At 67.4% G+C, this 21,198-nt stretch carries 17 protein-coding genes; 4 read left to right on the top strand and 13 right to left on the bottom strand.

What is annotated here, in order from left to right:
* Window positions 1–51: 51 nt before the first annotated feature.
* A complete protein-coding gene (locus ACTHQX_RS10305) occupies window positions 52–702 on the bottom strand; it encodes a hypothetical protein (RefSeq protein WP_440157367.1) in 651 nt (216 codons plus the stop codon).
* A 213-nt stretch (window positions 703–915) separates the two neighbouring features.
* On the opposite strand from ACTHQX_RS10305, the gene ACTHQX_RS10300 reads away from it, so the two are divergent.
* Together ACTHQX_RS10300 and ACTHQX_RS10295 are read left to right on the top strand one after the other, a co-directional pair.
* Complete coding sequence (locus tag ACTHQX_RS10300) at window positions 916–1,557, top strand: hypothetical protein (RefSeq protein WP_440157365.1); 642 nt, start codon at window positions 916–918, stop codon at window positions 1,555–1,557.
* Between the two features lie 142 nt (window positions 1,558–1,699).
* Window positions 1,700–2,470, top strand: coding sequence for a YcnI family copper-binding membrane protein (locus ACTHQX_RS10295; protein ID WP_440157363.1), 771 nt, complete (start codon window positions 1,700–1,702; stop codon window positions 2,468–2,470).
* A gap of 156 nt (window positions 2,471–2,626) precedes the next feature.
* Here ACTHQX_RS10295 and radA read toward each other — a convergent pair whose 3' ends face one another.
* The 11 genes from radA to ACTHQX_RS10240 all read right to left on the bottom strand — a co-directional run bounded on the left by radA (window position 2,627) and on the right by ACTHQX_RS10240 (window position 16,608).
* Window positions 2,627–4,006, bottom strand: a complete 1,380-nt coding sequence (radA, locus tag ACTHQX_RS10290; RefSeq protein ID WP_440157361.1) for a DNA repair protein RadA — start codon at window positions 4,004–4,006, stop codon at window positions 2,627–2,629.
* Window positions 4,007–4,133: 127 nt separating this feature from the next.
* Window positions 4,134–5,258 carry an FUSC family protein gene (locus tag ACTHQX_RS10285; protein WP_440157359.1) on the bottom strand — a complete coding sequence of 375 codons (1,125 nt, stop codon included), beginning with the start codon at window positions 5,256–5,258 and terminating at the stop codon, window positions 4,134–4,136.
* A gap of 158 nt (window positions 5,259–5,416) precedes the next feature.
* Window positions 5,417–6,826, bottom strand: a complete 1,410-nt coding sequence (locus ACTHQX_RS10280) for an aldehyde dehydrogenase family protein (RefSeq protein ID WP_440157357.1) — start codon at window positions 6,824–6,826, stop codon at window positions 5,417–5,419.
* A gap of 246 nt (window positions 6,827–7,072) precedes the next feature.
* A complete protein-coding gene (locus tag ACTHQX_RS10275) occupies window positions 7,073–8,476 on the bottom strand; it encodes an MFS transporter (protein ID WP_440157355.1) in 1,404 nt (467 codons plus the stop codon).
* A gap of 10 nt (window positions 8,477–8,486) precedes the next feature.
* Complete coding sequence (locus ACTHQX_RS10270) at window positions 8,487–9,992, bottom strand: NAD-dependent succinate-semialdehyde dehydrogenase (RefSeq protein ID WP_440157353.1); 1,506 nt, start codon at window positions 9,990–9,992, stop codon at window positions 8,487–8,489.
* A gap of 95 nt (window positions 9,993–10,087) precedes the next feature.
* Entirely contained in the window at window positions 10,088–10,909 is an 822-nt protein-coding gene (locus ACTHQX_RS10265) for an HpcH/HpaI aldolase family protein (protein WP_440157351.1), read from the bottom strand.
* Window positions 10,894–11,679, bottom strand: coding sequence for a 2-oxo-hept-4-ene-1,7-dioate hydratase (gene hpaH / locus ACTHQX_RS10260; protein WP_236806285.1), 786 nt, complete (start codon window positions 11,677–11,679; stop codon window positions 10,894–10,896). Before hpaH ends, ACTHQX_RS10265 begins: the two co-directional genes overlap by 16 nt.
* A gap of 3 nt (window positions 11,680–11,682) precedes the next feature.
* Window positions 11,683–12,765, bottom strand: coding sequence for a 3,4-dihydroxyphenylacetate 2,3-dioxygenase (gene hpaD, locus ACTHQX_RS10255; protein ID WP_440157349.1), 1,083 nt, complete (start codon window positions 12,763–12,765; stop codon window positions 11,683–11,685).
* A 64-nt stretch (window positions 12,766–12,829) separates the two neighbouring features.
* Complete coding sequence (gene hpaE, locus ACTHQX_RS10250) at window positions 12,830–14,344, bottom strand: 5-carboxymethyl-2-hydroxymuconate semialdehyde dehydrogenase (RefSeq protein WP_440157347.1); 1,515 nt, start codon at window positions 14,342–14,344, stop codon at window positions 12,830–12,832.
* 60 nt (window positions 14,345–14,404) lie between these two features.
* Window positions 14,405–15,124, bottom strand: a complete 720-nt coding sequence (locus ACTHQX_RS10245; RefSeq protein ID WP_440157345.1) for a GntR family transcriptional regulator — start codon at window positions 15,122–15,124, stop codon at window positions 14,405–14,407.
* Window positions 15,121–16,608 (bottom strand): fumarylacetoacetate hydrolase family protein, encoded by a 1,488-nt coding sequence (locus tag ACTHQX_RS10240; RefSeq protein ID WP_440157343.1) that lies wholly within the window; start codon window positions 16,606–16,608, stop codon window positions 15,121–15,123. Before ACTHQX_RS10240 ends, ACTHQX_RS10245 begins: the two co-directional genes overlap by 4 nt.
* A 223-nt stretch (window positions 16,609–16,831) precedes the next feature.
* Here ACTHQX_RS10240 and ACTHQX_RS10235 point away from each other — a divergent pair, with 223 nt between their 5' ends.
* Both ACTHQX_RS10235 and ACTHQX_RS10230 read left to right on the top strand, forming a co-directional pair.
* On the top strand, window positions 16,832–18,784 hold the full coding sequence (locus ACTHQX_RS10235; RefSeq protein WP_440157341.1) for an FAD-binding monooxygenase: 1,953 nt from the start codon (window positions 16,832–16,834) through the stop codon (window positions 18,782–18,784).
* Between the two features lie 211 nt (window positions 18,785–18,995).
* Window positions 18,996–20,471, top strand: a complete 1,476-nt coding sequence (locus ACTHQX_RS10230) for an APC family permease (RefSeq protein ID WP_440157339.1) — start codon at window positions 18,996–18,998, stop codon at window positions 20,469–20,471.
* On the opposite strand, the gene ACTHQX_RS10225 is transcribed toward ACTHQX_RS10230, so the two are convergent.
* Window positions 20,448–21,092, bottom strand: coding sequence for an AmiS/UreI family transporter (locus tag ACTHQX_RS10225; protein WP_440157337.1), 645 nt, complete (start codon window positions 21,090–21,092; stop codon window positions 20,448–20,450). The two genes, ACTHQX_RS10230 and ACTHQX_RS10225, sit on opposite strands and share 24 nt — an antisense overlap.
* Window positions 21,093–21,198: the final 106 nt, after the last annotated feature.

Raw genomic sequence — 21,198 nt, 5'->3', positions numbered from 1 at the left:
AGGCGGCGTCCCGGCACCCCTGCGCTGGCTCGTTGGCCATACGCAGGAAGGTTAAATGGTGCGCGGGAGGGCGGCCAGGGGCGGACCGCGAAGGGTGTCGTGCCGCAGGTTGCGGCGGTAGGCAGCGACGAAGACCGTTGGCCAGGCCGCAGGACGGTGCCTGGCGGGTGTGAACCCGAAGGGCCGGGGGAGCCGCACCAGCGGACGGAGCCACGCCAGGAGCTGCCACAGTGCGGCCTCGCCCCGCCGCAACAGCCAGGCGGTGGCCAGCATGGCGAGGAGGTGGCCTGCCAGCATGGCGGGCGAAGTGGCGCCGTCGCCCATGGCCATGGTTTCCGCCGCTGCCGTGCAGTTCAGGCCACCATGTCCGTAGTGCGTCAAATTGCCCGCTGGCGGCGTCAGGCCGCTGGACAACTGGGAAAACGGCAGCTGGGGCAGGCAGGAAGCCGCGGGTGAGAAAGCTGCGAAGGCCGTGTGCAACGTCAGCTGGCCGGCGCCGAGCAGCGCGAAAAGGACAGCGAACGACAGCTGCCGCCGCGCGAGCCAGGCGGCCGGGGCCAACAGGACTGCTGCCGTCATGGCAACTGTCCCGATGTCCGGAAGCTGGCCGCCACCCAGCACGTGGCCTGCGGCGGCAAGAGAGACCGCCATGGCGGTGACCAGGGCTGCGCGGAAGTGGCGCAGGGGACCTCGGAGTTCCATCGGTGCCTCCCTCCACCAGGCCCGGAGCTGCTGTGACACCCCCGACCGTAGACAGGGCAGCGTGGGAAAACCTTGGGCCTTGCGCCGGTTAGTTACAAGTTTGGGCGGCCCGGAATGGTGGTTCGGATGATCGGACAGGGCAGCGGCACGGGCCGGCCAGTAGAATTGCTGGGATGCCCGCTGTGCCCGTCCATCTTCCGGAAAGGACCGCTGATGATGCCCCGTGCCTCGTTCCGGCTTTTCCGCACCGGGCTGATCGGTTCGCTCATTATCGGGTTTGCCGCCGGCGGGCACCTTGCGGGCGGCGGCCAGCTTCCCTCAGCGGCCATCCTGGCGGCGCTGTTCGCCGTGACACTGGTTCCCGTCGCCGCACTGACGCGGTTCCGCCTCTCCGCCCCTGCCTTGGTGTCATTGCTGGGCGCAGGCCAATCGTGGCTGCACTGGGCTCTTGAGGCGCTGGGCGGTGCGGGTTCGGCCGCACCGGGGTCCGCGGCGCTGATGCCGGGCCATGCCGGCCACGCGGGTGCCTTGCAGCCGGGTGCCATGAGCCCGGACGCGCTGGCCGCCGCAGGGTCGGCAGCCGCCGGAAGCGTCCATCCTGCGGCACCAGACGGCCTCATGTTCGCTGCGCACGCCGTGGCCACCCTGTGCACCGCCGTCCTGCTGGCCCGCGGTGAACGCGTGCTCTCAGCGCTGGCTTCCTGGCTGCAGCCGCTTATCCGGCGACCCGAACCGGCAGTTATCCTTCCCTCCCGCGTCCCCGCGCCTTTTCCAACTCCGGTCATCCTCCCGCGCATTCGCGCCGGCGTGCGCCTGCCCACCCGGCGCGGGCCGCCGGTGCCATTGGCCGCCTAGGCGGGTTCCTTTCAGAACGGGATGGTCCCTTAGGGACGGTTCCGCTCCAGCCAGGGTCCGACGGCGGCATGCAGCTACCTGCCCGTGTCGCCTTGGTGGCGCATGGGCCCTGACTGATTTTTCTGTGAAAGGCATTACCCTCATGAACACCTCCATCCGCCGTACCCTCAAGACCGCAGCCGCCGCCTCCCTCACGGCCGGGCTCCTCGCCGCCGGTGCCGCCGCGGCCTCGGCGCACGTCACGGTTGACCCCTCCGCAACCGCCGAGGGCGGCTTCACCAAACTGACCTTCAGTGTTCCGAACGAATCCGAGACAGCCAAGACCAACCGGCTGGAGGTCAAGCTGCCCACGGACACTCCGCTGACCTCGGTCTCGGTGAAGCCGATGGACGGCTGGAAGGCGCAGGTGGTCACCTCCACCCTGCCCAAGCCGGTGGAAATTGCGGGTGCAACGGTCACCAAGGCCGCGACTAGCGTGATCTGGACCGCCGATGCGGCCCATCAGATCGGGCAGAAGGAATTCCAGACCTTCACTCTGTCCGTCGGCCGGCTCCCGGCAGCCGGCACCACCCTGATCCTGCCCGCGGCCCAGGGCTACACTGACGGCACCACCGTGAACTGGGCCGACGCGGCCGAGGCCGAGCATGACCACGCGTCCGCAACCTCCTCCGCCGCAGCTTCTGCTCCGGCCGCTGATAAGGAGCACCACCCCGCGCCCTCGTTCGTCGTCACCGCGGCGGAGGCCGCCGATGGTTCCGCGTCGGCCACGCCGGAGGCCGCGCCGGCATCGGAAACGCAGGCAGCAGGTTCCAACGGCGGCCAGGCCGCGGGCTGGATCGGGCTGGTAGCGGGTCTTCTTGGCCTCGCCGCAGGCGCCACGGCCCTGGTCCGCACCCGGGCGGTCAAGAAGTAGCCCAAGGGCTGTAACAGCAGCGGCCCGCGCCGTCTCCTGGAGCTGCCAGGGACGGCGCGGGCCGCTTGCGCTCAACTGCGAATTGCGCTGAACTGCGAATTGCCCTGAACGCCGAATTGCGCTGAACGGCGAACAGATGCGCCGGTTGGCTAGCGCTCAGGGCTTGGTGATGAGCAGTTCCAGCACCTCGGTCAGGTGGCCCACTTCCTTCACGTTGAAGCCCGCCGGGACCGGGCCGGGACCGGTGGGGCTGGAGGGAACCACGGCGTGCGTGAATCCCAGCCGATGGGCCTCGTGGATCCGCTGGTTGATGCCCGGGACCGGGCGCACCTCGCCGGCCAGGCCCACCTCGCCGAACGCGATCAGGCGCTGGGGCAGGGGTTTCTTGTGCTTCGCGGACGCCACTGCCAGCGCCACCGCCAAGTCGGTGGCCGGCTCGCTGAGCTTCACGCCGCCCACCGTGGCCACGTAGGAGTCGTCCTTCTGCAGCTGACACCCGGCGCGCTGCTGCAGTACTGCCAGGAGCATGGCCACCCGGGAACTGTCCAGGCCGCTGGTTGCCCGTCGCGGCTGTGAGTTCTGGGTCTCGGCCAGCAGGGACTGCACCTCGGCAAGCAGCGGCCTGCGGCCCTCCATGGTGACGGTGATGCAGGTGCCGGATACCGGGTCCTTGGTGCGGGTGACGAACAGCCCGCTTGGATCGGCGAGGCCCAGGATGCCGTCTTCGGTGAGGTCGAAGCAGCCCACGTCGTCGGTGGGCCCGTAGCGGTTCTTGACCGCCCGGAGCAGGCGGAGGCGGGAGTGGCGCTCGCCCTCGAACTGGCACACGACGTCCACCAGGTGCTCCAGCAGGCGGGGCCCGGCGATGGAGCCATCTTTGGTCACATGTCCCACCAGCAGCGTGGTCATATTCCGGCGTTTGGCCGCCGAAATGATGGAGGCAGCCACCTCGCGGACCTGGGAGACACCGCCGGAGCTGCCCTCCACGTCCGCGCTGCTGAGCGTCTGCACGGAGTCCACCACCAGCAGCTTCGGTTCCACCTTCTCCACCTGGCCGAGCGCCTGGCCAAGGTCGGTCTCCGCTGAGAGGTAGAGGGTGTCCGCGATCGCGCTGATCCGCTCCGCCCGCAGCTTCACCTGGGCCGCGGACTCCTCGCCCGTCACATACAGGACGTTCTGCCCGGTGCGGGCGAACTTGGCAGCCACGTCCAGGAGCAGCGTGGACTTTCCGACGCCGGGCTCGCCCGCGAGCAGGATGACGGCGCCGGGAACCACGCCGCCGCCGAGCACGCGGTCCAGTTCGTCCACGCCGGTGGGCAGGTAGGCGGCCGTGGTGGCGTCAATATCGGCAATGGGGCGGGCGGGCTCCAGAACTGTAGTGGCCGCCGTCGTACGCGCCACCGCGGCGCCCGTTTCCTCGACGGTGCCCCACGCCTGGCACTCACCGCACCGGCCCACCCACTTGACCGTGGTCCAGCCGCATTCCGCGCACTTATAGCCCGGCGCCTTGGAAACCCGGGAAGTCTTTGTAGCCATTGCTCCACAGTATCCGTCGAGTCTGACAATATTTGGCCAGGGGGTTTCGTCCCCAACCGCACCCTAACCTCGCAAGCTCGGCCAGGGAACCCTGCGGTCGTGGGCCCAGGCTCAACCAGCGGACTTTTTACAGCGGGGGCAGGAGGTCGCGCGCCTCGCGGGAATCGATGCCGGTGGCTTCCAGCAGGTCCACCATGAGTGGCCGGAACAGCATCACCACGGTCTCGCCCTCGAGCTTCTGCACCTTCAGCATTCTCGGATGCAACCGCCCGGCGATCTCGCCCAGGTCCTGCCGCGCGCTGCGCAGGTGGGCATGGCGGGCACCCTCCTGCACCTCAGCTAGGCCGAGCGAGAGCTCATCCACGGCCGCCCCTGTCTCCAGCAACACCTCGGCGATTTTCTCCGTGGCTTCGTCGGACAGCGCGGCGTGGTTGATGGAACTGGTGAGCCGGCGTGCAAAAACACGGCTGTTGCGCAGGGCAAGGTCGATGTACTCGAGCGACTGCTCCAGCCGGTCCAGTTCATCCCGGTGGCGCCGGTAGGCGGGCGCCAGCGTGGCCACTTCGCCGGATGCCCGGAGCGAGTGCCGCATGGCATCCACCAGCGGCTGGCTGTTCCGGCCCCGAACCAGGGCATGCCAGGCCCGGGTGGAATCGCTCTCAACCAGGGCTGCAGCGCATTCCCGCAGCACTTCGGCCAGTTCATGGAGCAGCTTCTGGACGTCCTTGCGCGGTTCCCGGCGGGGATCCTTGGGCGCCAGGACGGTGACCAGCAGCGCGACCACGCCGCCCACCACGGCGTCGATGCTGCGGGTGAAGGGCCCGCCGGCAGGCGCCGGGAGCAGCACAACCAGCAGCGACTGCAGTGCCAGCTGGGTGGTGAAGATGTTGCCGCTGTCCAGGAAGCGGGCCAGCAGGATGGACACCAAAAGCACGACGGCGGCCTGCCAGATCCCGGCCCCGAGCCAGTGGAGCAGCATGTCGCCAACAGCAATGCCGATGGTGCAGCCCAGGCCCACCTCCATCACCCTCCGCATGCGCAGGTCGCGAGAGAACCCGAGGGCAATCAGGGCGGATGTGGCGGCGAACAGCGGGCCGGTATGGCCCAGGACGAACTCGGCGAATGCGTAGGCTCCGACGGCACCGAAGGTCATCTGGATCGCGGGGACCAGCGAATTCCGGCTCCGGACCATCCCTGTCCTGATCCGGCCGCGAAGGAAGCGTCTGCTGGCGGAGAGTCCGGTCTGGGGCATGGCTTCAGTCTATGGCGGGAGCTGGTACGGACCGGGAACCAACGGACCGGTTACAAGCCGCTGGGCGCTCCGCCACCGGAGCCACAAAGGGAAGGGCCGCCGTCGCGGTTGGCGACGGCGGCCCGTGGGTTCCGGTGGTGCTGGTTAGCCGTTGATGACTAGCCGTTGATGACTTGGGGGACGCCGAGGTGTTTGAGGCCTTCGACGCCGAATTCGAGGCCGTAGCCGGACTTTTTGGCGCCGCCGAAGGGGACGCGGGGGTCCACCGCGCCGTGCTTGTTGATCCAGACGGTGCCGGCTTCAATGCGGGCGGCGACTTCGCGGGCCGCGGTGAGGTTGGGGGACCAGACGGAGGCGCCGAGGCCGACGTCGAGGGCGTTGGCGTACTCGATGGCCTGGTCGATGGTGCTGTAGCGGATGATGGGCAGGGCGGGGCCGAACTGTTCTTCGGCGACGAGGGGGTTGTTGTTGTCGATGTCGGCGACGAGGGTGGTGGGGTAGAAGTAGCCGGGCTGGCCGGGGTCGGGGTTGCCGCCGAGCAGGATCCGGGCGCCCGACGCTTTCGCTGCGTCGACGAGGTTGGTGACGATGTCGTACTGGGCTTTGTTTTGCAGGGGGCCGAGGACGCTGTTTTCGTCCAGGCCGTTCCCCATGGGCATGGCTTTGGCAACGGCGGTGAGTTCTTCGCAGACGGCGTCGTAGATGTCGTCGTGGACGTAGAGGCGCTTGAGGGCGGCGCAGGTTTGTCCGGTGTTGATGAAGGCGCCCCAGAACAGGCCTTCAGCGATCGTTTTGGGGTCGGCGTCGGGCAGGACGATGCCGGCGTCGTTGCCGCCGAGTTCGAGGGTGAGGCGTTTGACCGTGTCCGCGGAGGACCTGATGATCGCCTTCCCTGTAGTGGTGGAACCGGTGAACATCAGCTTCCCGACCGCGGGGTGTTCGGCCAGGCGGGCTCCGACGTCGCGGCCACCGGAAACTACTGACAGCAAGCCTTCGGGCAGCTCCTCGTTGATAACCTTCACCAGCGCCAGGACACTCAGCGGTGTGTACTCCGAGGGTTTGACCACCACGGCGTTGCCCATGCGCAGGGCGGGCGCTATCTGCCACACCGTGATCATCATCGGCCAGTTCCACGGGCCGATGGCGCCCACGACGCCGAGGGGCCGGTAGTGCAGCTCGGCGTAGGTTTCGCCGTCGTCCACGATCACTTCCGGGTCCAGCGGGGTGCCGGCAGCAGCCCGCAGCCAGGCGGCACAGGCGCCGACCTCGAAACGGGCGTTCGGGCCGTTCAGGGGTTTGCCCTGCTCGCGGGAGAGCAGCTGGGCGAGTTCCTCGGCGGAGCGTTCGACCGCGTCGGCGGCCTTGAGCAGGGCGGCGGAGCGGGCGTCGTGGCCCAGTGCCGCCCACGCGGGCTGGGCGGCAACTGCCGCGGTTACGGCGCGCTCCAGGTCCTCAACGGCGTGGACCGGCGCCTCGCCGACGACGCCCCCGGTGGCAGGGTCGAAAATGGTCCGGGTCTCGCCGGGGCCGGGGGTGATGGACGCGAGGAGGGCATCGTAGGTTTCCAAGAGGTACTCCACTTCGAGTAGGACAGTGCGCTCAGCCGGTCGGCGAGGCGGGCATGCCTAAGTGTTGTCCGTCCGCCGGGCCGCTGGCTTGTCTTTGAGTGCAGGACCCTTGACTTGGGGCGAACTGTGCACGTCACTGCTCCCCCAGTACCCCCCGACGGATGAGAGTTTTGTCCAGATATCGTGGGTTGCGGGGCCTTTTGCGGTCGATATCTGGACAAAAACTCTCTGCTTGCAGGTGCAGGGTTAGACGCCGGCGGACGCCTTGGCGGCCTCAGCCGGAGCAGCCTGGCGCCGGTCGAAGATGGTGGCGCCGACCTCCTGCTCGGCCTGGTTGTTGATGCCCAGGTCGATGCCTTTGCGTTCCCGTATCACCAGGACCGCGGCCGTTGAAACGAGGGCCACGATCAGCAGGTAAACAGACACCGAGGCCGTTGTTCCGGTGGCCTGGACCAGGGCGGTGGCGATCATCGGAGCAAAGGCGCCGCCGATGATGGCGCCGAGAGCGTAGGAGATCGCCACGCCGGAGAACCTGATGGAGGCGGGGAACAGCTCGCTGTAGAGGGCTGCCTGCGGGCCGTAGGTCAGGCCGAGCCCGACGGTGAACAGGGCAAGGCCAAGGAACAGCGCCCAGATGTTCCCGGTGTTCACCAGCCAGAACAGCGGGAACACCGTGAGGATCAGGCAGGCATAGCCGATGAGGTACGTCTTCTTGCGGCCGATGCTGTCCGCCAAGTAGCCGGAGATCAGCGTGAACAAGAACCACAGGGCAGCGGAGCCGGTCACTGCGAGGAGCACTTCCGTGCGGTCCATGGCCAGTCCGGCGGGATTGGCGGCATAGCTCAGGATGTAGCCGCCGGTGGTCATGTAGCCCGCGGCGTTGTTGCCCGCGAAGACGAGCGCCGCGATGATGACCAGCAGCCAGTGCTTCTTGAAGAGTTCGACGATCGGAACGCGGGTCTGCTGCTTCTTTTGTGCGATCTCCTCGAAGACCGGGCTTTCCTCCACGCTGCGGCGGACCATGAAGCCGACGACGATCAGGACGAAGCTGAGCAGGAACGGAATGCGCCAGCCCCACTGCACAAAGGCCGCGCCGGGGGAGACCACGCCGGACATCAGGGCCAGGACACCGGAGGCCAGCAGCATGCCCAGGGGAACGCCCAGCTGGGGGAACGCACCGAACAGGCCGCGCTTGCCGCGGGGTGCATGCTCGACCGCCATCAGGACGGCACCGCCCCACTCGCCGCCGGCCGAAATGCCCTGCAGGATGCGCAGGAGCAGCAGCAGGATGGGCGCCACAATACCCGCCGTCTCGAAGGTCGGCAGCACGCCGATGAGGGTGGTGGCTGCCCCCATCATGATCAAGGTGATGACCAGCATGGCGCGGCGGCCCAGCCGGTCCCCGAAGTGTCCGGCAAGGAAGGCGCCCAGCGGACGGAACAGGAAGCTGAGTCCCACCGAGGCGAAGGAGATGAGGATGCCAATGTCATTGCCGGCGGGTTCGAAGAACAGTTTCGCGAAGACCAGGCCCGCGGCGTTGGCGTAGATGAAGAAGTCGTACCACTCGACGGTGGTTCCGATGATGGTGGCAAACGCTACGCGGCGGTTATCCCTTGCCGAGCTGCGCTGCCCGTGCTGGACAGTACTCAATGTTTTTCCTTCAGTTGGCGTAGGGGTCGGCGATGCCGATGTATTGGGTGGTGGTGTATTCGGCGATCCCTTCGGAGCCGCCTTCGCGGCCGAGGCCGGATTGTTTGACGCCGCCGAAGGGTGCCGCGGCGTTGGAGATGACGCCGGCGTTGAAGCCGACCATGCCGAATTCGATCTGTTCGGCCACGCGCAGGAGGCGGTTGAAGTCGCGGCTGTAGAGGTAGGAGGCGAGGCCGTATTCGGTGGCGTTGGCCAGGCGGATGGCGTCGTTTTCGGTTGTGAAGGTGGTGACGGGGGCGACGGGGCCGAAGATCTCCTGGCGGAGGATCGCCGCGTCGTTGGGTACATTGCCCAGCACGGTGGGCTGGTAGAAGTAGCCGGCACCCTCGACGGGGGCGCCGCCGGTGATGGCGGTGGCTCCGGCGTCGAGGGCGGCACTCACCAAAGCGTGCACGTCGTCGCGGGCGCCGGCGTCGATGAGGGGTCCGACCTGGGTTTCCGGTTGGGTGCCTCGGCCGGTGTTCAGGGCGCCCATGGCTGCGGCGAACTTGGCGGTGAACTCGGCGGCGACGGTTTCGTGGACGAGGAAGCGGTTGGCGGCGGTGCAGGCTTCGCCCATGTTCCGCATTTTGGCGGCCATGGCCCCTTCGACGGCCTTGTCCAGGTCGGCGTCCTCGAACACGATGAATGGTGCGTTGCCGCCGAGTTCCATGGAGGTGCGCAGGACGTTCTGCGCGGCGTCGGCCATCAGGCGCTTGCCCACCGGGGTGGAGCCGGTGAAGGAGACCTTGCGCAGGCGGGAATCTTTGAGCAGGGGCCCTGAGATGCCGGAGGCGGAAGAGGACGGGACCACGTTGAGGACGCCGGCGGGCAGGCCGGCGTCGAGCATGGTCTGGGCGAAGTATTGGGCGGTGAGCGGGGTGAGTTTGGCGGGTTTGAGGACCATGGTGCAGCCGGCGGCGATGGCGGGGGCGACCTTGCGGGTGGCCATGGCGAGCGGGAAGTTCCAGGGGGTGATGAGCAGGCACGGGCCGACGGGTTTGTGCTGGACGAGAATCTTGTTCTTGCCTTCGGGGGTGGTGAGATAGCGGCCGTAGTCGCGGACGGTCTCCTCGGAGAACCAGCGCAGGAATTCGGCGCCGTAGGTGACTTCGCCGCGGGCCTCCGCGAGGGGTTTGCCCATTTCCAGGGTCATCAGCAGCGCGAAGTCCTCGGCGCGTTCGGTGACCAGGTCGAAGGCGCGGCGCAGGATCTCGGCGCGGACGCGCGGTGCGGTGCGCGCCCAGGAGGCCTGGACCGCGTCGGCTGCATCGAGGGCGGCGAGGGCGTCCTCGCTGGTGGCCGAGGCGAGGGTGGCGAGCACCTCTCCGGTGGCGGGGTCGTGCACGTCGAACGTGCCGCCTTCGGACGCATCCCGCCACTGCCCGCCAATGAGAAGGCCGGTGGGCACGGACGCGAGGAGCTGAGCCTCACGTTCGGGGGAGATGGCAGGGGAGAGTACGGGCGAAGTGGTCATGGAAAGTCTCCTCAGTGAGAGCTGGCCCAACCGACTCGCAGTTGTTGTCGTTCTGGGGCGTCAAAACGACAACAAGTGCGAGTCAGTTGGGTGGGTCAGTAGCTGGTGGGGGTGTCGGCGTCGGCGTCGGCTGCCTGGATGTACTCGGCGGCGAGTGCTTCGGAGCCGCGGGCCAGGAGGGCGACGTCGGCGCCGACCAGGATGAAGGCCGCGCCGGCGTCGAGGTAGGCGCGGGCGGTCGCCGGGGCGAAGGCGTTGACGCCGGCGGGTTTGCCGGCCGCTTTGGCGGCGGCGAGGCAGTGTTCGACGGCGGCGCGCACCTCGGGGTGCTCCTGCTGGCCGAGCAGGCCCATGGAGGCGGCGAGGTCGGAGGGGCCGACGAAGATGGCGTCCACGCCGTCGATCTTCAGGATGTCCTCCACCGCCTCAACCGCCGCGGTGGATTCGATCTGCACGGTGACGCTGACGGTCTCCGACGCCCGGGCGAGGTAGTCCGGGACCCGGTTCCAGCGGGCCGCGCGGGCCAGCGCGGAGCCGACCCCGCGGACCCCGTGGGGCGGGTAGCGGGTAGCGGCCACCGCGGCCTCCGCCTCGGCCACCGAGTTGACCATCGGGACCAGCAGGTTCTGCACGCCAAGGTCCAGGTACTGCTTGATCAGCACCGTGTCGTTCACCGGCGGCCGGACCAGGGTGTGGACCGGGTAGCCGTGGATCGCCTGGAGCTGGGCCAGGATGGATTCGAGCCCGTTCGGGCTGTGTTCGGCGTCCACCAGCAGCCAGTCCAGGCCGGATCCGGCGCAGAGCTCGGCGATGAGCGGGCTGCCGGAGCAGACCCACATCCCGGCCAGCGGCCGGGCCGCTTTACCGTTTTGATTGGCGAGGGCGTCCCGGAAGGTGTCGTCTACTCGAAGCGGCATGTGACAGTCCCCAGGGGTCCGTAATCGGCGTGGACGGTGTCGCCCTTGTAGACCCAGAGCGGGCGGGTGAAGGATCCGGCGAGGATGATGTCGCCGGCCTTCATGGAGTCCCCATGTGCGGCGATCTTGTTGGCCAGCCAATGCACGCCGTTGGCCGGGTGGTCGAGGACGCCGGCGGCCACGCCGGTTTCCTCCACAGTCTGGTTCTTGTAGAGGATGGCCGAGACCCAGCGGAGGTCGACGGCGTCCGGCTTCACCGGCCGTCCGCCCACCACCATGGCACCCATGGCCGCGTTGTCGGAGATGGTGTCCACGATGGTCCGGCCCTCCATCTCGATCCTGGAATCGAGGATCTCGAGGGCCGGAACCACGTAGTCGGTGGCGTTCAGGACGTCGAAGATGGTGCAGCCGGGGCCCTTGAGCCCGTCCTTCAGGACGAACGCCAGTTCCACCTCCACCCGTGGGTGGGTGTAGCGGTCCCATTCCACGGAGCAGCCGGTTTCGAGCACCATGTCGTCAAAGATGGCGCCATAGTCCGGTTCGGTGATGCCGGTGGCGGACTGCATGGCCTTGGACGTGAGGCCGATCTTGCGCCCCACCAGGGTCCGTCCGGCGTCCTCGTTGCGGCGCCGCCACAGCTGCTGCACCGCGTAGGAATCCTCCACCGTCATGTCCGGGTAGCGGGCAGTCAGGCGGGGCACAGGGGTGCGGGTCCGGCCGGCTTCCAGCAGCTCGTCCGCAATGGCCTCGATCGTCTTCGCGTCCAGCATCGGTTAGACCTGGGCTCCCAGCTTGAAGCCCTCCACTGCCGAGGAGGTCTCGTCCTTGCGCGTGTAGGAGAACCCGTCGGCGCCCACGGTGACGGCCATTTCGGAGGCGTCGGTGCGTTCGATGACGGGCTGCGGATTGCCGTCGAGGTCCAGGACCAGGGAAGCCTCGGTGTACCAGGACGGGACGACGGGGTTGCCCCACCAGTCGCGGCGCTGGTTGTCGTGGACATCCCACGTGACGGTGGGGTTGTCCGGGTCGCCCGTGTAGTAGTCCTGGGTGTAGATCTCGATGCGGTGGCCGTCCGGGTCCAGGATGTAGAGGTAGAACGCGTTGGAGACACCGTGCCGTCCGGGGCCGCGTTCGATCCGGTCGCTGATGCGCAGGGCGCCCATCTTGTCGCAGATCTGGATGATGTTGTGCTTCTCGTGCGTGGCGAAGGCGACGTGGTGCATGCGCGGGCCGTTGCCGCCGGTGAGGGCGGTGTCGTGCACAGTCTGCTTGCGGTGCATCCACGCGGCGTAGGTGACGCCGTCGGAGTCCTTGATGTCCTCCGAAACGCGGAAGCCGAGGTCCTCCAGGTAGGCGCGGCCGCGGGGAACGTCCGGGGTGACCTGGTTGAAGTGGTCCAGGCGCACCAGTTCACCGGCGGAGTAGAGGTCATAGCGCTGGGTGAGGCGCTCCACGTGCTCGGTCTCGTAGAAAAACTCGTAGGGGAAGCCCAGCGGGTCCTCGACGCGGACGGAGTCGCCGATGCCCTTGGTGAAGCCTTCCTTGCGGCGCTCGGTGCGGCAGCCCAGTTCCTTGTAGTACGCCTCGGCGGCGTCCACCTCAGCGGGGGACTTTACCCGGTAGGCGAAGGCTGCGACGGCGGCGATGGGTCCCTGGCGGAGCACCAGGTTGTGGTGGATGAACTCCTCGAGGGAACGGAGGTAGATGGTGTTCTCGTCCTCCTCGGTGACGTGCAGGCCCAGGACGCCGACGTAGAACTCGCGCGACTTGGCGAGGTCAGTGACCACGATTTCCATGTAGGCGCAGCGGACGATGTCCGGTGCCGGGACGCTGGGGGTGGGAACGAAGTTGGTCATGATGTTCTCTCTTCTTTGAAAGGGGGGCGGGGAATGTACGACGGCGGCCGGCTGGCTTTGCTGCTTAGGCGCCGAATTTGGGGGTGTGAACGGAGCCGAGCGTGATGTGAACGGCCTGCTGGTCGGTGTAGAAGTCGATGGAGCGGTAGCCGCCCTCGTGGCCCAGGCCGGAGGCCTTGACGCCGCCGAACGGGGTGCGGAGATCGCGGACGTTGTGGCTGTTCAGCCACACCATGCCGGCTTCGACGTTCTGTGAGAAGTTGTGGGCGCGGGTCAGGTTCTGGGTCCAGATGTAGGCCGCGAGGCCGTACTTGGTGTTGTTGGCCAGGGCGAGGGCCTCGTCGTCGTTCTCAAACGGGGTAATGGCGACGACGGGCCCGAAGATTTCCTCCTGGAAGATCCGGGCGTCGGGGGAGACGTCGGCGAAGACGGTGGGGGCGATGTAGTTGCCCTCCGGCAGGTTCTCCGGGCGTCCGCCGCCGGCGAGGAGCCGGCCTTCGGACTTGCCGATCTCCACGTAGGAGGCCACCTTCTCGTAGTGCTCCGGGTGCACCAGGGCACCCACCTGGGTCTTGGGGTCGTGGGGGTCGCCGACCACGATGTTCTTGGCGCGGGCGGCGTACTTCTCGCAGAACTCGTCGTAGATGGCGCGTTCCACCAGGATGCGGGAGCCGGCGGTGCAGCGCTCGCCGTTGAGAGAGAAGACACCGAACAGGGCGGAGTCGATCGCGGCGTCCAGGTCGGCGTCGGCGAACACGACGCAGGGGGACTTGCCGCCGAGCTCCATGGAGAGGCCCTTGAGGTTGGCGGCGGCGTTGCGGAAGATCGTCTGGCCGGTGGTGGTCTCGCCGGTGAAGGAGATCAGCGGGACGTCCGGGTGCTTGACCAGGGCGTCCCCGGCTTCCTCGCCCAGGCCGTTGACCAGGTTGAAGACGCCGTCCGGCAGTCCTGCTTCCTTGAAGATGGTGGCCCAGAGCGAGGCGGAGAGCGGGGTGAACTCGGCCGGCTTGAGGACCACGGTGTTGCCGGTGGCCAGGGCCGGGGCAAGCTTCCAGGACTCGAGCATGAACGGGGTGTTCCAGGGGGTGATGAGGCCGGCGACGCCGATCGGCTTCCGGTTCACGTAGTTGATCTGCGAACCGGGGACCTTCATGGCGTCGTCGAACTGGGCCACGATCAGGTCCGCGAAGAAGCGGAAGTTCTCCGCCGCACGCAGCGCCTGGCCCTTGGCCTGGGTGATGGGCAGGCCGGTGTCGAAGGTTTCCAGCTCGGCGAGGCGGGACTCCTGGGCTTCGACGGCGTCGGCGATCCGGTTCAGGATGCGGGCGCGTTCGCGGGGCTTCATCTTCGGCCACGGGCCGCTGGTGAACGCTTCGCGGGCTGCGGCGACGGCGAGGTCGATGTCTTCCTTCTGGCCTGCCGCGGCGGTGGCGTAGTTCTGGTTGGAGACCGGGTCCAGGACGTCGAAGGTCTTGCCGCCCACGGAATCAACGAACTTGCCGTTGATGAAGTGCTGGATGTGGGTGGGCAGGTTCTCGGGAACGTAGTGAGTGGTGGTTTCCGGAGCAGTGAACGTCATTGTTGTTTTTCCTTACTGTCTAGAGCAACGCGGGGTCAGTTACCTCCCGATGCGGGGCCGTTATTGGGCGCTAAGTGACCCCGCGTTGGTTTGGGAGAGGTACGCGTCCAGGGTGGCGCTGCGGTGGAGCCGTGCTGCTTTTTCGATGGTGTCGGCGTCGGCACCGGTTTCAATGAGCCGGAGCAAGGCCTCGTGTTCGTCCACGGACAGGTGGGCCCGGCCGGGAACAAAGCGGAACGTTGAGGACCGCAGTGATGCCAGCCGGTTCCAGCCGCGGTGGACCAGGTCAAGGATGTGCGGGTTGGGGCAGTGCTCGAACAGGACGCTGTGAAAGTCCTGGTTGAGCCGCGTGAAGCGGACGGGGTCGAAGTGCTGCAGGCACTCGCGCATCTCGGCGTTCACGGCGCGGGCCCGGGCAATGTCCGCCTCACCGATCAGCGGTGCGGACAGCGCGGTGGCCGCACCCTCCACGATGCTCAGGGTCTGCATCGTGTAGAGGTACTCGGTGGGGTCGATGCCCGCCACGGTGGCCCCGACGTTGCGTTCGAACTTCACCAGGCCTTCGGCCTCGAGCCGGCGGATCGCTTCCCGGACCGGGACCACGCTGAAGCCGAGGTCCTTGGCGATGGCGGCCAGGACCAGCCGGTAACCGGGGGTGTAGGTGCCTTCCACGATCCGCGCCTTGATGGCCTGGTAGGCCTGCTCGGACTTGCTGCCGGCAGCGATGGCGGTGCTCTCCGGGATGTTCTCGGCAGCGGGTGCGGTGGCCGTTTCAGTCATTCGCTGTGCCTGCTTCCCACTGCTTCCCACTCTTCGTACCGACTGCGCCATTCAGCGTTCAGCGGGTAGAGCCCGTCCACGCTGTGGCCCTGCTGCACCATTTCGGCGATGAAGACCTCTTCGCGTTCCTGGGCGATCGAGTCGTCGGCGACTTCCTCGGCGATGGCCGGCGGGATCACCAGGATGCCGTCGGAGTCCGCGACGATGATGTCGCCGGGCTGCACTGTGGTGCCGCCGCAGGCGATGGTGATGTCCGTGTCCCACGGGATGTGGCGGCGGCCCAGCACGGCGGGGTGTGGGTTGGAGTAGTAGGTGGGCAGCTCCATGGCGGCCACGGCGGAGAAGTCGCGGACCCCGCCGTCGGTGATGATGGCGGCAGCGCCGCGGACCTGGGCGCGCAGGGCGAGGATGTCACCGATGGTCCCGGTGCCCTTCTCCCCGCGGGCCTCCATGACCAGGATCTCGCCCTCGTTCACTGAATCGATGGCGCGCTTCTGGGCATTAAAACCGCCGCCGTGCGTCTTGAAGAGGTCTTCGCGGTTGGGCACATAGCGCAGGGTCCGGGCCAGGCCCACCACCTTTCGGTCCGGGCGGGTGGCGGTCAGCCCGTCGATGCTGACGTTGTTAAGCCCGCGCTTGCGCAGCTGGGAGGACAGCGTGGCGGTGCAGACGCTCTCCAGCTTCGCCTTCAGCTCCGGGCTCAGGACGGAGGCGGCAGCCACTGAGGACGCCGAGGGAAGCCCTGCCGCCTCCCGCGAGCCGTACGCCTCTTCCCGCTGCAGGTCATCGGCCTTGGGTTGGGCACCAAACTCAGCGAACGCCGTCGTACCTTCCGTGACTGTGGTGGTGAGGCGGCCGGTGCTCAGCGCACCGTCAGTGGTGCCCACTTCGACCTCCAGCACGTCGCCGGGTACCGCGACGGAGGCGCCGGCGGGCGTGCCCGTGAGAATAATGTCCCCCTCCTCGAGGGTGAGGAGCTGGGACAGGTCCGCCACGAGGCGGGCGAACGGGAAGAGCAGGTCTTCGGTGGTGTCGTCCTGTACCAGGTCGCCGTTGTGCCAGGTGCGGATGCGCAGTTTGGCGGGGTCGACGGCGTCTGCCGGGATGAGTGCCGGGCCCACCGGGGTGAAACCGTCGCCGCCCTTCGACCGGAGGTTGGAGCCCTTGTCCGCATAGCGGAGGTCGTACACGCCCAGGTCGTTGCTGGCCGTGACCGCCGCGACGTGGCTCCAGGCGTCCTCGACGTCGACGCGGCGGGCCGCCTTGCCGATGACGATGGCGATCTCGCCCTCGTAGCCAAGGAGCTCGCAGCCGGCCGGACGTTCGACGGCGGTGCCGGTCAGGGACAGCGACGACGACGGCTTCAGGAAGTACGAGGGCTGCGCCGGAGTGCGGCCGCGCTGGGCTGCGCGGCTGGGGTAGTTGATGTGCACCGCGATCACCTTGCGTGCTGCTGCCAGGGTGTCGTCGTTGACCTGCTCCAAAGCGTTCTCCTCATCAGGTACGAAATCGTATACGAAACATACTGGACCGTGAGGACCGCTTCGTCAACCCCCGTTTTCGGGAGAGGGAAAGCTGCTTGTAACCCGGGTCGGATGTGACGTACAGTACTGAAGCATAACCACCGTTTCTATTATCGAACCATCTGTTCCAATATAGAACACGCAATCGGCGCAAGCCAGCCACACAGTGAAGTGAGGAAAGCCCGTGCAGTTCCACCACCACGGTTACGTTTCCGGTGACCCGCGCATCCAGCCGGCCGCCGGCGTCGGCATCAACCGCCCCGAAGAGCTGCCTGACGAGGTCGACGTGCTCATCGTGGGCTCCGGCCCTGCGGGCATGCTCGCAGCGGCCCAGCTCTCCCAGTTCCCGGACATCACCACGCGCATCGTGGAGCGTCGCGGCGGACGCCTGGCGATCGGCCAGGCCGACGGCATCCAGGCCCGCAGCGTCGAGACCTTCCAGGCCTTCGGCTTCGCCGAGGAGATCACCGCAGAGGCCTACCGGATCACCGAGATGGCGTTCTGGAAGCCGAGCCCGGAGAACCCGCAGCACATCTACCGCGCCGCCCGCGCGGTGGACGACGAAATGGGCATCAGCGAATTTCCGCACCTCATCGTCAACCAGGCCCGCGTGCTGGACTACTTTGCCCGCGTCATGGCCTATTCACCGGCCCGGATGACGCCCGACTATGGCTACGAGTTCAGCAGCCTTCATGTCGCGGATTCGGGCGAGTACCCCGTCACCGTGACCCTGCTCCACACCGCCGGCGAGCTGGCAGGCCAGGAGCGCGTCGTGCGGGCCAAGTACGTGGTGGGTGCTGACGGCGCCCGCAGCAAGGTCCGCGAATCAATCGGTTGCACGCTCGCCGGAGACCAGGCCAACCACGCCTGGGGCGTCATGGATGTCCTTGCGTCCACCGACTTCCCGGACATCCGCACCAAGTGCGCCATCCAGTCCCACGACGGCGGCAGCATCCTGCTGATCCCGCGCGAGGGCGGCCACCTGTTCCGGATGTACGTCGACCTCGGCGTCGTGCCCGAGAACGACAACGGCGCCATCCGCAAGACCACCATCGAGCAGATCATCGCTCACGCGAACCAGATCCTGCAGCCCTACACCCTCGACGTCCGCAACGTCGCCTGGCACAGCGTGTACGAGGTGGGCCACCGCCTCACCGACAGGTTCGACGACGTCCTGCCCGCCGAGCGGGACACCCGCACGCCGCGCGTGTTCATCACCGGCGATGCCTGCCACACGCACAGCGCGAAGGCGGGCCAGGGTATGAATGTGTCCATGCAGGACGGCTTCAACATCGGCTGGAAGCTCGGCCACGTGCTCGAGGGCCGCAGCCCGGAGTCGCTGCTCGCCACGTACTCCGCGGAGCGCCAGGTGGTCGCGAAGAACCTCATCGATTTCGACAAGGAATGGTCCACCCTCATGGCCAAGAAGCCCGAGGAGTTCGACGACCCCTCGGAGCTCGAGGACTTCTACGTGCGCACCGCGGAATTCCCGGCGGGCTTCATGACCGAATACGCGCCGTCAATGATCGTGGCAGAGGCCAAGCACCAGGAACTTGCAACCGGCTTCACGGTGGGCAAGCGCTTCAAATCCGCGCCCGTGCAGCGCGTCTGCGACACCAACCCGCTGCAGCTAGGCCACCAGGCAAAGGCAGACGGGCGCTGGCGGATCTACGTGTTCGCCGACCCCGCCGAGGCTGGCGCGCCGTCGCCGACCACCGACCTCGCGCAGTGGCTGGAGAACTCACCGGAGTCCCCGCTCGCGGCTACGCCGGAAGGCGCCGACGCCGATGCGTGGTTCGATGTGAAGGTCATCTACCAGCAGGACCACAGGGGCATCGACATCAACGCCGTCCCGTCCGTGTTCAAGCCGGAGGTCGGGCCGTTCAGGCTCACCTACCTCGAGAAGGTCTACGGCACCGACCCGAACGCCGACATCTTCGAGCTGCGCGGCCTTGACCGCGGCGGCGTCGTGGTGGTGGTGCGTCCGGACCAGTACGTGGCGAACGTCCTGCCGCTGACCGCGACGGCGGAGCTCGGGGCCTTCTTTGCGCCGCTGCTGCCGGCCCGCCAGCCCGAGCCGCCTAAGTCGGAGCCGCTGCAGTCCGCCGGCTCGGGGCTCGTCGCCCACCTGGTGTAAGGGCAGTCTGCCTTTCGCCCCCGGAGTCCGGATCCCTGCACGGGGGATCCGGACTCTTTTGTTTTCCGCCGGTCACCGACCAGTGCGCTGAAGCACAACAACTGATCGCTGCCAGACAAGCCCCGGCAGTCCGGGACTGCCAAGCTGGATTCAGCGGTGCGAGGCCATTGCCAGCACCCCTCCAACGCTCATGACCGTTAAGAAGGATCCAATGAGTATTTCAAATTCCGAGTCCCGGACTGCAGAAGCAAATCCGCGCAAGGAGCAGTCCACCGCCCTCCGCGCGGGCAGCATCGGCGTCCTGGGCATTCTCTTTTTCGTTCTTTCAGCCCAGGCTCCGCTGACCGGCATCGTCGGCGCTGCACCCCTGGCGGCTGCACTCGGCAATGGCGCCGGGGCACCGGGCGCCTACCTCGTGGTGGGCATCGTCATTGTCATCTTTGCCGTCGGGTTCGTCGCCATGAGCCGGAAGGTGCAGGCCAACGGCGCCTTTTACGCCTACATCACCGCCGCCTTCGGCAGAAAGACCGGCACAGGCGCGGCCTGGCTGGCACTCCTGGCGTACAGCACGGTGCAGGCCGCCATGTACGGACTCTATGGTGCTGCCTTCTCCGGCCTGCTGGGTTCCGCCGGCGTGACCGTTCCATGGTGGCTTCTTGCCGTTGCCACCATGGCAGGCGTGCAGGTTCTTGGGTCGATGAACATCGAACTCGGCGCCCGCGTCCTGGCTGTCCTCGTGGGCCTGGAGGTGGCGATTCTGCTGCTGTTCGGTCTCACCGTCCTGCTGAGGGGCGGAGGCCCCGAAGGCCTCAACATGGCAGCCTCATTTTCCCCCGAAGCGATCGCAAGCGGCGCCCCGGGAGTGGCCATCATGTTCGCCGTGGCGTCCATGTTCGGCTTCGAGTCGACTGCCATCTACTCAGCCGAGGCCAAGGATCCCCACCGGACGGTGGCCCGGGCAACGTACCTCTCCGTGGGCATCATCGCCGTGTTTTTCGCCTTCATCACCTGGATGCTGGTGAGCTTCTACGGGCCCTCGCACGTCATCGACGCCGCCGGAGCTGCCCTCGAGTCAGGGGACGCCACCTCGTTCGTCATTGGCCCCCTGGTTGAGCTGTTCGGGCCCTGGGCCGGCGTGACCGCCGGAATCCTCCTGGTGACGTCCCTGCTCGCAGGCATCATCGCCTTCCACAACGGGATCAACCGCTACCTCCACTCGCTGGCCCTGCGTGGTTCCCTGCCCGCCGTCCTGGCGCGGACCAACAGGCACCGCGCCCCTGCAAACGCCGCCTGGGTCCAGACGAGCGTCGCCGTGCTGCTCGTGGCACCGTTCGCGGTGCTGGGAATGGACCCGGTCCTGACGCTCTTCTCGTGGTTCAGCGGGCTGGCTGTTGCGGCGCTGCTGGTGCTGTACATGCTCTGCTCCCTGGCCGTTGTCGCGTTCTTCCGGCGCGAACGGGTGCCGGGGCAACTCTGGCAGACCCTCATCGCACCGGCGCTCGCGTCGCTGCTGCTGGCATGGGTCCTCTACCTGGTGGTCAGCAACTTCACCTCCCTCATCGGCGGCAGTGCCGAAACAGCCCTCGGGCTGCTGGTTGCCGTCCCGGTGATGTTCGTGGCCGGGTTGCTGGCGGAAATCGTAGTGGAGAAGCGGGCAGGGACCTTAGAGCCGGAGTTCGCCGGGTAGCGGGCGTTCGACGGCGGCAGCACCCGTTCCGCTGCGGCGGCCTCGCCCCGCGAGGCCGCCCGCCAGCAGCAGAAGTGCGGCAAGGCCGGCCCCTGCGGCGGCGGCCGCCGCTAACCCGGCCGGCCACTGCCCGCTAATCCCCAGGAACGCCGGCACCGTTGCCGAGGCCTGGCTGGTGAGCACAAGGGACCAGCCGATCAGGGGTGCCATCCGCTCGAAGCCCAACGCCATGTGAAGAAAGAACAGCAGCCACAAGTAGGTCCAGCAGAGCCACAGGACGGCAAGCAGCGGATCCTCCCCGGACCACGCCGCCGCGAGCAGGATGCCGCAGGCGGCCACCATCCCGCAGAACCAGCCGAGCCCTTTGGATCCGAGCTGCAACAGGAAGTCCAGGCCCACGTAGACATACGTCAGCCCGAACAGGAACATCCCGGCGGCCCCCAGCAGGGACTGCGTCCCGCCTCCCTCGGTGACGGTCAGATGAGCAACACCCAGTATGAGCTGGGCGTTCCCGATGACCAGACTGAAGACGGCAGCGTCCCGGCGGGGGATCTGGTTCAAGGCGGCCAGCCCGTTCAGCAACAGTGCAGCTCCGGAGAGGAGCAGGCAAACATACGCCATCAGTAGCCCTTTCCGGCCTGCGGCGTTCTGGATTGAGTTCTCATTTTGTGGAATTTTTCTGTCACAATACGGAGAATAAGCGATTTCGGTGCCGCCGCCTATCAAG

This window comes from Arthrobacter sp. SAFR-023 (assembly GCF_051965295.1).
In the GTDB taxonomy this organism is placed as follows: Bacteria; Actinomycetota; Actinomycetes; order Actinomycetales; family Micrococcaceae; genus Arthrobacter.
Note: the sequence above shows the minus strand (reverse complement) of the source record. Positions and strands in the feature narration are given on the sequence as shown.

Bases quoted from the DNA above. Each gene is read 5' to 3' on its own strand.
- ACTHQX_RS10305 (WP_440157367.1), bottom strand. From the start codon at position 702: ATGGAACTCCGAGGTCCCCTGCGCCACTTCCGCGCAGCCCTGGTCACC.
- ACTHQX_RS10300 (WP_440157365.1), top strand. From the start codon at position 916: ATGATGCCCCGTGCCTCGTTCCGGCTTTTCCGCACCGGGCTGATCGGT.
- ACTHQX_RS10295 (WP_440157363.1), top strand. From the start codon at position 1,700: ATGAACACCTCCATCCGCCGTACCCTCAAGACCGCAGCCGCCGCCTCC.
- radA (WP_440157361.1), bottom strand. From the start codon at position 4,006: ATGGCTACAAAGACTTCCCGGGTTTCCAAGGCGCCGGGCTATAAGTGC.
- ACTHQX_RS10285 (WP_440157359.1), bottom strand. From the start codon at position 5,258: ATGCCCCAGACCGGACTCTCCGCCAGCAGACGCTTCCTTCGCGGCCGG.
- ACTHQX_RS10270 (WP_440157353.1), bottom strand. From the start codon at position 9,992: ATGACCACTTCGCCCGTACTCTCCCCTGCCATCTCCCCCGAACGTGAG.
- ACTHQX_RS10265 (WP_440157351.1), bottom strand. From the start codon at position 10,909: ATGCCGCTTCGAGTAGACGACACCTTCCGGGACGCCCTCGCCAATCAA.
- hpaH (WP_236806285.1), bottom strand. From the start codon at position 11,679: ATGCTGGACGCGAAGACGATCGAGGCCATTGCGGACGAGCTGCTGGAA.
- hpaD (WP_440157349.1), bottom strand. From the start codon at position 12,765: ATGACCAACTTCGTTCCCACCCCCAGCGTCCCGGCACCGGACATCGTC.
- hpaE (WP_440157347.1), bottom strand. From the start codon at position 14,344: ATGACGTTCACTGCTCCGGAAACCACCACTCACTACGTTCCCGAGAAC.
- ACTHQX_RS10245 (WP_440157345.1), bottom strand. From the start codon at position 15,124: ATGACTGAAACGGCCACCGCACCCGCTGCCGAGAACATCCCGGAGAGC.
- ACTHQX_RS10230 (WP_440157339.1), top strand. From the start codon at position 18,996: ATGAGTATTTCAAATTCCGAGTCCCGGACTGCAGAAGCAAATCCGCGC.
- ACTHQX_RS10225 (WP_440157337.1), bottom strand. From the start codon at position 21,092: ATGGCGTATGTTTGCCTGCTCCTCTCCGGAGCTGCACTGTTGCTGAAC.